At 28.0% G+C, this 9,810-nt stretch carries 12 protein-coding genes; 9 read left to right on the top strand and 3 right to left on the bottom strand.

Annotated elements, in window-relative coordinates; translation table 11 throughout:
- Nucleotides 1-377: 377 nt before the first annotated feature.
- The 9 genes from potA to mutM all read left to right on the top strand — a co-directional run bounded on the left by potA (nt 378) and on the right by mutM (nt 7,824).
- Complete coding sequence (gene potA, locus L8D11_RS01580) at nt 378-1,484, top strand: spermidine/putrescine ABC transporter ATP-binding protein PotA (RefSeq protein ID WP_236869925.1); 1,107 nt, start codon at nt 378-380, stop codon at nt 1,482-1,484.
- Nucleotides 1,471-2,325 (top strand): ABC transporter permease, encoded by an 855-nt coding sequence (locus L8D11_RS01575; RefSeq protein WP_236869924.1) that lies wholly within the window; start codon nt 1,471-1,473, stop codon nt 2,323-2,325. The genes potA and L8D11_RS01575 overlap by 14 nt, the downstream gene beginning before the upstream one ends.
- 173 nt (nt 2,326-2,498) lie before the next feature.
- On the top strand, nt 2,499-3,095 hold the full coding sequence (locus L8D11_RS01570; RefSeq protein ID WP_236869923.1) for an ABC transporter permease subunit: 597 nt from the start codon (nt 2,499-2,501) through the stop codon (nt 3,093-3,095).
- A gap of 1 nt (nt 3,096) precedes the next feature.
- Nucleotides 3,097-4,122: an ABC transporter substrate-binding protein gene (locus L8D11_RS01565; protein WP_236869922.1), complete on the top strand. Its 1,026-nt coding sequence runs from the start codon at nt 3,097-3,099 to the stop codon at nt 4,120-4,122.
- A gap of 49 nt (nt 4,123-4,171) precedes the next feature.
- Nucleotides 4,172-4,342 carry a 50S ribosomal protein L33 gene (gene rpmG / locus L8D11_RS01560; RefSeq protein WP_236869926.1) on the top strand — a complete coding sequence of 57 codons (171 nt, stop codon included), beginning with the start codon at nt 4,172-4,174 and terminating at the stop codon, nt 4,340-4,342.
- A 10-nt stretch (nt 4,343-4,352) separates the two neighbouring features.
- Nucleotides 4,353-5,030, top strand: a complete 678-nt coding sequence (locus L8D11_RS01555; RefSeq protein ID WP_236869921.1) for an ABC transporter ATP-binding protein — start codon at nt 4,353-4,355, stop codon at nt 5,028-5,030.
- 4 nt (nt 5,031-5,034) lie between these two features.
- Entirely contained in the window at nt 5,035-6,060 is a 1,026-nt protein-coding gene (ruvB, locus tag L8D11_RS01550; protein WP_236869920.1) for a Holliday junction branch migration DNA helicase RuvB, read from the top strand.
- Entirely contained in the window at nt 6,060-7,013 is a 954-nt protein-coding gene (locus L8D11_RS01545) for a bifunctional riboflavin kinase/FAD synthetase (protein ID WP_236869919.1), read from the top strand. The genes ruvB and L8D11_RS01545 overlap by 1 nt, the downstream gene beginning before the upstream one ends.
- Nucleotides 6,997-7,824, top strand: coding sequence for a bifunctional DNA-formamidopyrimidine glycosylase/DNA-(apurinic or apyrimidinic site) lyase (gene mutM, locus L8D11_RS01540; protein WP_236869918.1), 828 nt, complete (start codon nt 6,997-6,999; stop codon nt 7,822-7,824). The genes L8D11_RS01545 and mutM overlap by 17 nt, the downstream gene beginning before the upstream one ends.
- 14 nt (nt 7,825-7,838) lie before the next feature.
- Here the strand turns inward: mutM and L8D11_RS01535 are convergent, their stop codons facing one another.
- The 3 genes from L8D11_RS01535 to L8D11_RS01525 form a co-directional block, all read right to left on the bottom strand.
- Nucleotides 7,839-8,606: a class I SAM-dependent methyltransferase gene (locus L8D11_RS01535; RefSeq protein WP_236869917.1), complete on the bottom strand. Its 768-nt coding sequence runs from the start codon at nt 8,604-8,606 to the stop codon at nt 7,839-7,841.
- A 93-nt stretch (nt 8,607-8,699) separates the two neighbouring features.
- The gene (locus L8D11_RS01530) at nt 8,700-9,239 is read right to left on the bottom strand and encodes a DUF6622 family protein (RefSeq protein WP_236869916.1); all 540 of its coding nucleotides are present in this window, start codon (nt 9,237-9,239) and stop codon (nt 8,700-8,702) included.
- Between the two features lie 79 nt (nt 9,240-9,318).
- Complete coding sequence (locus L8D11_RS01525; RefSeq protein ID WP_236869915.1) at nt 9,319-9,708, bottom strand: NADPH-dependent FMN reductase; 390 nt, start codon at nt 9,706-9,708, stop codon at nt 9,319-9,321.
- Nucleotides 9,709-9,810: the final 102 nt, after the last annotated feature.

The following is a 9,810-nucleotide window of genomic DNA, read 5'->3' as shown; positions in this document are numbered from 1 at the left end:
CTCTGATACTACCTCGCCTTTTTCTTTTTTTCTTACTATTATTTCAAAATCCATTTGATACCTGTATTGTTTTAGGTCAAAGGTTAGCACTTTTCCTATTTATACGCTATCTAATATTTATGCTTCCACTAGATACATGTCCAGCAGATGAATATTATGATGAGTTAGTACAAAACACTGAGTTAAATAACGGAGTAATTGAACAAGACGTAAAAGAAGATCTCTGATCTAAAAAACAAGAATGTTAAAAATAGCATTCTTATTTTTTTTGTTTTGATAAATATAAAAAAATAAGTATATTGAAGTCCTCTAATGAAGATTGATATTTCAATCGGGCTTTTTTAAAAAAAATTTTAATATTGTAGGTCATTTATAAATTGAAAAATAATTTTCCAATTTTAAATCTCAAAAACATCCACAAAAACTACCAAGGAGAAGAGATAATTAAAAACGTTAATTTTTCAGTAAATAACGGTGAATTTGTGGCCATACTTGGACCATCTGGATGTGGCAAAACAACGATTCTAAGGTTAATAGGGGGATTTGAAAAACCTGATTCAGGAAGTATTTTTATAAATAATCTAGAAGTTAATAACATTTCACCCTCAAATAGAAAAGTGAATACAGTTTTTCAAAGCTACGCCTTATTTCCCCATATGAATGTATTTGATAATATAGCATTCGGTTTGGTGGTTGAGGGCAAATCTAAGGATTATATTAAAAATGAGGTTCATCAAATTGCAAAAAAAGTTGGATTAGAAAAATTTTTACTTAGAACTCCTGATCAATTATCTGGTGGACAAAAGCAAAGAGTTGCGATTGCAAGAGCTATAATTAAAAAACCTCATATATTATTGCTAGACGAACCTCTAAGTGCACTTGATAAAAAATTACGTCAAAAGATGCAAGTTGAACTTAAAAAATTGCAAAAAAATCTAGGAATTACATTCATATTTGTAACTCATGACCAAGAGGAGGCACTATCTGTAGCAGATAAAGTTATAGTGATGAGCGATGGGAAAATTGAACAAGTTGGCACTCCAAGAGATGTATATGAAACACCAAGCAACTTATTTGTTGCCCAATTTGTTGGTGAAATAAATGTTTTTGATGCAGAAATTACTAAAGTTTCTAACAATAAAATTACTCTTTATGTTGAAAATGAAATTACCTACATTACAAAGAGTAATGAAAATTTCAAAGTAGGAGATAAAGTAAAGCTTCTATTTAGGCCTGAAGATTTAAGGACTGAGACTATAAAAGATTCTAAAACCTTAAAAAATGTTTTTATTGGAAAAATTGAAGACACTACTTATAAAGGTGCGACACTCGATTCATCAATTATTCTTAAGAGTGGAAAGAAAATAAAGGCTAGTGAATTTTTTGACGAAGATGACGCAGATTTCGATTACAAGATTGGAGAAAATATCACAGTTCATTGGATTGATGGTTGGGAGGTAATTTTAAAAAATGAAGAACGATAGCCTTTTCAGAAAAGCAGTCATTATAAATACCATATTATGGCTTTTTGTAACTACTATTGCACCAAATCTACTAATAATTCTAATTAGTTTTACAAAAAAAGATCCAGAACAATTAATAAATTTTAGCTTCACCTTAGAAAATTTTTCTCAAGCCCTTTCGCCACTTTTTTTAAAAGTTTATTTTAATTCACTAAAAATTGGAATAATTAGTGTCGTGCTATGCTTAATATTTGGCTATGCCTATGCATTCATAATGTATAGAGAAAAAAATAAATTTATAAAATATTTTTTACTTATTGCAATAATAATTCCATTTTGGACTAGCTCATTAATTAGAACTTATTCAATAATTTTTATTTTAAAATTGAATGGCTTTTTAAATAAACTCTTATTAGCAACTGGATTAATAGATTCACCGCTTAATATGCTTTATAGCAACGGCGCTGTAATCTTTGGCTTTGTATATACTTTAATACCATTCATGATAATACCAATATTCTTATCTTTAAGAAAAATTGAATATTCATTAATTGAATCTGCAAAAGATTTAGGGGCCTCTTCAACTGACATTTTTTTAAAAATCATATTACCTTTGAGCAGCACTGGAGTTATATCAGGTTGTTCCATGGTATTGCTCTCATCGCTTGGGATGTTTTACCTATCAGATTTATTAGGTGGTTCGAAAACTGTTATGATAGGCAATTTAATTAAGGATCAAATACTACTTAATAACAATTGGAACTTAGCTAGCGCTATTAGCGTTATACTTTATTTGATAGTTATTTTTGGAATTATATTTCAAAGAGAAAATTATAAAATTAATTTTCATGTAAGTAAATAATGGGAAAAAAATTAAAATTACTATATCTGAGTATTTTTCTTTTAATACTCTACTTTCCAATAACGATGCTGGTAGTAAATTCTTTTAATTATTCGACGCATTCAATTAAATGGGAAGGTTTTACACTTCAATGGTATATTAAGCTTTTTGATAATTTTGCCTTAATTGAAGCTATGAAAAACTCTTTAATTTTAGGATTTTTATCAGCAATTTGTGCATCAATCGTTGCAACAATTGCATCATTTAGTTTTTATAAATATACATATTTTGGTCGCAAAATTATTTATTTTTTTATTCAAATAATGATCATGTTCCCGGACATTATCTTGGGAATAAGTCTGTTATTATTATTTATTTTGTTTGATTTTGAATTAGGTTTCTATACGTTGTTGATTTCTCATATAACATTAGCTTTACCCTTTGCCACAATCACAGTATTTTCTGGATTTAGGGGGTTAAATAAAAATATCATTGAAGTAGGAAGAGATTTGGGCGCAAGTGACTATGATATTTTGAAAAAATTGATAATTCCAATCATTTCACCAAATATAATTGCAGCCTTCTTAATTGCCTTTACATTATCACTTGATGATGTGTTAGTTAGTTATTTTGTAAGTGGTACACAATATGAAATTTTGCCACTAACAATATTTTCCTTAGCTAGAATGGGAACTAAACCAGAAGTTAATGCAATATGCACTTTAATGTTGCTAATTTCTATTTTTTTGATATCATTATCACAAATTTTATTAAGGAAAAAAGATGATTAGGATGACCAGAATTGTTTTATTTATAGCATTATTCTTTAATTCTATTTTGGTTTTTGCTAACAAATTATATATATATGGGTGGTCTAATGGGATTCCTGATCATGTTATAGCAAAATTCACAAAAGAAACTGGCATTAATGTTGCACTTTCTACTTTCGAAAATAATGAAACTATGTATGCAAAATTAAAGTTATTAGGCAAACAACCCAGCTATGATATTGTGTTTCCCTCTACCTATTTTATGCAAAAAATGATTAAAGATAATTTGCTTGAAGAACTGGATCAATCTCAAGTACCAAATTTAAAAAACATAAACAAAGATGCATTAAATTTAAGCTTTGATCCTGAAAATAAATTTAGCATGCCATATTCTATGTATTTTACAGGAATTATGTATAATAGCAGTTTTATAAAGAATAAGATTGATAGCTGGTCTGATTTATTTGATCCCAAATATAAGAATAAAGTTCTATTATTAGACGATGTTAGAGAGGTTTTTCATATAGGACTAAATCTATTAGGGTACGATGTTAATACTATAAATGAAGAAGAAATAAAAAATGCCTACATAAAGCTAAAGTCAATTCTTCCAAATATAAATCTTTTCTCAGCTGAATCTACAAAAAAATATTTTTTAAGTGGAGATGTTATAATAGGCATGCAGTGGAATGATGATGCCTATGGAGCACTATTAGAGGATAAAAATTTAAAATTTATCTATCCCAAAGAAGGAGCTATTTTTTCAATGGATAGTTTTGTAATATTAAAAAATGCTAAAAATAAAGAAAACGCCTATAAGTTTATAAATTTTATTTATAGGGCAGATATAGCGAAAGAGATAATAGAAAGTAATGGTTCGAGCATACCAAATATGGCGGCTAAAGCTTTGTTAAATCCTGATTTGCAAAATAATAAAGCAATATTTCCTGATAGCGAAGTCATTAAAAAAAGTATATTGCATAATGACTTAGGTAGTAATATAGACATTTATACTAAGTATTGGAACATGTTAAAAGTTGAAGATTAAAAAACATTGGTTATAATGCAGATTAAAGTAATAATTGAAAAGTAATTTTATGGCTAAGAAAAATACAGTTTTAGTGAAATTAGTTAGTAGTGAAGGAAGCGGATATTATTTCGTTAAAAAAAGAAATCCAAAGCAACTTAAAGAAAAGTTAACTTTTAAAAAATACGACCCAGTATTAAGAAAACACGTAATATTTAACGAGAAAAAGCTAACCAGTTAATTTTCATAATGTGACCTTAATATCTTTAAAGGATATAACCAAGAGCTATTTATTTGACAAAGAGCATTATCAAGTACTAAAAGGTATTAACCTGGAAATTCAACAAGGTGAGTTTTTATCTATAGTTGGGCCATCCGGTTCAGGAAAAAGTACATTACTAAAGATTATGGGATTGCTCGATACTCCTACTAGCGGTTCAATCAAAATTGATAAAATGGACTGTAGCCAGATTGGTGAAAATAAACAAACTGTTTTGCGAAGAGATTTTATTGGTTTTATATTTCAGTCTTACAATTTATTACCAGATTTCACAGCTTTGGAAAACGTAGTTTTACCACAAAATATTATGGGAATTTCCACAAAAAAAGCCATTGCTCGAGCAAAAAAATTATTTGATGAACTGAATATAGAAAATAAATTACACAGTTATCCAAATCAGCTATCAGGTGGTGAACAACAGAGAATCGCAATTGCAAGAAGCCTGATTAACAAACCAAAAATAATCTTAGCAGATGAACCAACTGGTAATTTAGATACTGAAAACAAAAATAATATAGCAAAAATATTGGAAAAAATATCCAAAGAGCATAAAATCACCACTGTAGTTGTTACACATGACATGAATATTGCAAAAAATGCTGATAAAATTTATTGTTTAAATGACGGAAAATTAGAGATTCAAAAATGAGGCTATGGAAATTAAAGGCAGCGAAATTATACGAGATAAAATAAATATAGATGATATCAATGAAATAAATATTAGACCTGGTAAATTAGAAGAATTCATTGGGCAAGAGAAAATAATTCAAAATCTAAAGGTATTTATAGGTGCTGCACAATTTAGAAATGAATCCTTAGATCATGTATTATTTCACGGGCCACCCGGGCTTGGAAAAACAACTTTAGCCCAAATCATAGCCAAAGAAGTAAACTCTAACATAAAAATTACCTCAGGGCCTATGTTAAGCAAAACTAGAGATTTAGCCGCAGTTTTAACAAATCTTGAGGAAAATGACATACTCTTTATTGATGAAATTCATAGAATGACTTCTTCTGTTGAAGAAGTTCTTTATCCTGCAATGGAAGATTTTTATATAGATTTAATAATTGGAGATGGACCAGCTGCACGAACTGTCAAAATCAATTTGCCAAAATTTACTTTAGTGGGGGCAACAACTAGGTTAGGATTATTAACTAACCCTCTAAGAGATAGATTTGGCATAACATTTAAGCTAGATTTTTATAATATCACTGAACTTGAACATGTTATTAAAAGAGCAGCAATGATTTTTAACATTAAAATTTCTCAGGAAGCTGCAGAAAAAATATCTAGATGTTCTAGAGGGACTCCAAGGATTGCAGTAAAATTATTAAAAAGAATACGAGACTATGCCAATTACAATAAAACCGATTTTATCAATATTGATTTAGTTGAATCATCATTGGAGCAACTGCACATTGATTCTATAGGATTGGATAACTTAGATTATAAATATATACATTTCATAATAAATAATTATAACGGTGGACCGGTCGGAATAGATACCATAGCAGCAGGGTTATCAGAAGAAAAAGATACAATTGAAGATACGATAGAGCGGTATCTACTTCAAATTGGATTCATTAATAGAACTCCAAGAGGTAGGATAATAACAAATTCATGTGCAAAACATATAGGGGTTACTATTAATAACAAAGATTTGGAGTTAACACTATAATGATTGTTCATAACTGCAATATCGATTCAAATATAGGTTTTAATGACTTAATTTTAGCAATTGGAAATTTTGATGGCGTGCACCTTGGACATCAAAAAATAATAAATCGATGCATTGATTTAGCAAAAACCCATAATTTAACTCCCGCTGTACTCACATTTCATCCTCATCCTAGCCAATTCATAAACGGAGATGGGAAGAAAAAACTTATATATAATAACGTACAAAAAATTTCCTTAATTAGAGATTTAAATATCGCTCACTTATTTATTTTAGAATTCAATAATCAAGTTATTAATATACCTCATGATAAATTTGTGGAAGACATTTTAATTAAGATGTTCAAAGTTAAAGGTGTTATAAGTGGTTATAATTTTTTCTTTGGTAAAAATAGATTAGGCAATACTGATTTTTTAAAAACCACTTCAAAACAATATGGATTCATATACAACGTTGTGGATAAGTTTGATAAAGATTTTATTGAGGTTTCCTCCTCCAAAATAAGAAATTTGCTATCAATTGGTATGATTGAAACTGCTAATAAAATTTTGGGGCGAAGGTATTTTATCACAGGAAATGTCATTTATGGCAAAAAATTAGCAAGAACCTTAGGATTTCAAACAGCAAATATCAAACTAGACCAAAATTATGTTTACCCACTAAACGGAGTATATTTAGTAAAAGTTATAATAGAGGATATACAGTATAATAGTTATTTTGGAGTTGCAAATATTGGAATAAAACCAACGATTTTAAATGATAAAACAATTACATTAGAGACACACATATTTGAATTTAATGATGATATTTATGGAAAAAATATTACGATAGAACTTATAAGCTTCCTTCGCCCTGAGCGAAACCTAAAAAACCTTGATAAACTTAAAAATCAAATCAAAAAGGATATTAGTGATGCTAAATATATTATAATGCAAAATGCCAGAACTTCCTGAGGTAGAGACTGTTGTTTGTGGATTAAAAAAAATTCTTCCAGGTAAGAAAATTATAAAAATATTGAGGAGCCACCATAATCTCAGAATACCCTACCCTAAAAATTTTTCTGAAGAACTCACTGGTGCAAATATATTAGAGGTAACAAGATTAGCAAAGTATATAATCATCCACACAGATTTACAAAAATCTATAATAATTCACTTAGGGATGTCTGGTAGATTATCATTACAAGATACCACTAATTTAAGCATGCAAAAACATGATCATGCAATCTTTCATCTCTCTGATAATAAAAGCTTAATATATAACGACCCTAGAAGATTTGGCTTAGTTACTATGATTAAAACTACTGACATAGAAAAATATAATTTATTTAAAAATTTAGGAGTTGACCCCCTCTCAGATCAATTTAATACACAGTACCTTGAAGCTAAAATTCATAATAAAAACACATCATTAAAAGATTTTTTGATGAATTCACGGAACGTAGTTGGAATTGGAAATATTTACGTAAACGAGATTTTATATTCAGCTAAGCTCTCTCCTTTAAAAACAGTCAAAACTCTTACCTCAAAAGAAATTGAACTTATAGTTATATGTACCAAGAAAATTCTAAATGATGCAATAAATTCTGGTGGTTCCAGCTTAAAGGATTATATTGCACCAGATGGTGTATTAGGAAATTTTCAAAATTCTTTCAAATTGTATAATAAAGAAAATCAAAAATGCTTTTACTGCAATGAATTAATTGTGAAAAATTACTATCATCAAAGAGCAACATATTTTTGCCCAAATTGCCAACAGGATTAACTTATTTTTTAATTCTAATTATTTGAAGAAAAAATTAAAATAAATTCAAATGTAGTAAAAATTTTATTTTCCTCAGAAAATTTTTCACAATACAAACTTTCAACTTTTTTAAAATAATCTTTATAATCTAAATGATTACTTTTATCTTTCAAAAAATTCCTTTGTCCCAAATTTTTTAAATCCCATAGCATATTTTTTAGATTATCATAGTAAATTTTTACTTTTTCTACTGTAATTATTGGATTGTTATATTTGGCTCTTTGAAGAAGGGATGGCACAATTTTTGGTTTAATCATGGGAATAATTCTTGGATAGACTTTTCCATACAAATTCTCATCAACTTCAATAAAACAACTTTTTAACTCAATTAGTGTTTCACCTCCAAGTAATATACCTAAAAATGAGCCATTTTGATTTAAAAAATGTTTATACTGAATTAATGAACCAATAACATCATTACTATAATGAAGGGATAAAAAACTAATTATTAAATCATATTTTTTCAATAAATTAATTTTATCTTCGTCTAAATCCTTAAGATAAAATTGATTAATATCAACATTATTTAAATTTTGAATTTTTTCACTTATTTTTAATAAATCTAAAGGACATATAGAGTAAAATAATAAATTTTTAACTTTTTCACACTCTAAAATTAAATCCAAATTATCATTGAGCAACAATCTTGATTTATCAAAAAATAAATTTAAATTGGTTTTCCCCAACCTAGGTTTATTATGTACATTGCTAAATTTTTTATCAAATATGTTATTTATGGCCACTCTTATTTTTTGTATTATGTAGTATTTCTACCTAAAAATAAACCTATGGCAATAGAAATAATTACCAATAGACAAATTCAAGCTTTTTTTATTCTACCTTAAGATGAATTTAATAGATTTATATTCCTTAAAGATTTTAGATTTTTTTATATTATAAAAATACCCTATTGATTTTCCTATTAATAAGCCGGTAAAGATAGAAAAAGTAATAATGTATAATTCCTCAAACAAGAAATCATTTAGTATTTCTTTATTCACAGCAATTATATACTGAAACCAGTACTTACTTACAAACATAGCTATAACACACATAAAGGTAATTTTAGAATATGGAACTTTTAGCTGATTATTATCATCAAATATAGAATCTCTCGTGGCAATTATGAAGTAGCTTATACTGATTCCAGTAAAAATTGCCACCAAGCATAACCACATAATCAGATCGTCTAAATTTGGTGTACTAATTAAAGTATGAGCAAGCAATAATATCATAATGATAGGGTCGATAATTGTCTTTTTCAATTGAATGACTTTTTCTTTGGGAGCATTAATCTCCCCCCATATGTAATACAATAATAGTAAATACACCCAAGATGGAGTACTAAATAGGAATAACTTTGCTAACTGTTTCACTGTGCCTCATACATAATTCCTTACAACTTTAAATGTAACACATTTTTGTTGAATTAAAATTATTATTAGAGAATCTCACTTAACAATTTTTATCGTTCCTACCTGTATCTATAAAATTCTTAAGACTGCTAATATGATTAAAAAGTATATTTTTCAAATTTTCATCTACCAAATTTCCATCTTTATCAAAATTTTTTGTAGCTAATGGAATCCCTATTTCATTAGGTAAACCATTAATTCTAACATTATTTAAAAGAATTCTTAAATGTTGCAAAGCCCTTATCCCGCCAAGCTTACCAGGGGATGTCGCCACAATCATTGCAACCTTACCCTTAAAAACCTTCAGTGGCTCTTCATCCTCCACTTCAGATCTACTTAACCAATCTATTGTATTCTTTAACAATGGTGGAAAAAATCCATTATATTCTGGCGTAGAAATAAATAAGGCATTGCTAAACAAATATAGCATACAATTGAGAAAGCTGATATGATATGCACAATAACACAAATAAGGTTAGTATATGTCAGAAATAATATGTTGCAAATGCAGAGAAAGTAATTATTACAGATC

This window comes from Candidatus Bandiella numerosa (assembly GCF_021811875.1).
Taxonomy (GTDB): Bacteria; Pseudomonadota; Alphaproteobacteria; order Rickettsiales; family Midichloriaceae; genus Aquirickettsia; species Aquirickettsia numerosa_A.
Note: the sequence above shows the minus strand (reverse complement) of the source record. Positions and strands in the feature narration are given on the sequence as shown.

Coding starts and splice junctions, on each gene's coding strand:
- L8D11_RS01575 (WP_236869924.1), top strand. CDS start 1,471: ATGAAGAACGATAGCCTTTTCAGAAAAGCAGTCATTATAAATACCATA.
- L8D11_RS01570 (WP_236869923.1), top strand. CDS start 2,499: ATGAAAAACTCTTTAATTTTAGGATTTTTATCAGCAATTTGTGCATCA.
- L8D11_RS01565 (WP_236869922.1), top strand. CDS start 3,097: ATGACCAGAATTGTTTTATTTATAGCATTATTCTTTAATTCTATTTTG.
- rpmG (WP_236869926.1), top strand. CDS start 4,172: ATGGCTAAGAAAAATACAGTTTTAGTGAAATTAGTTAGTAGTGAAGGA.
- ruvB (WP_236869920.1), top strand. CDS start 5,035: ATGGAAATTAAAGGCAGCGAAATTATACGAGATAAAATAAATATAGAT.
- L8D11_RS01545 (WP_236869919.1), top strand. CDS start 6,060: ATGATTGTTCATAACTGCAATATCGATTCAAATATAGGTTTTAATGAC.
- mutM (WP_236869918.1), top strand. CDS start 6,997: ATGCCAGAACTTCCTGAGGTAGAGACTGTTGTTTGTGGATTAAAAAAA.
- L8D11_RS01525 (WP_236869915.1), bottom strand. CDS start 9,708: ATGCTATATTTGTTTAGCAATGCCTTATTTATTTCTACGCCAGAATAT.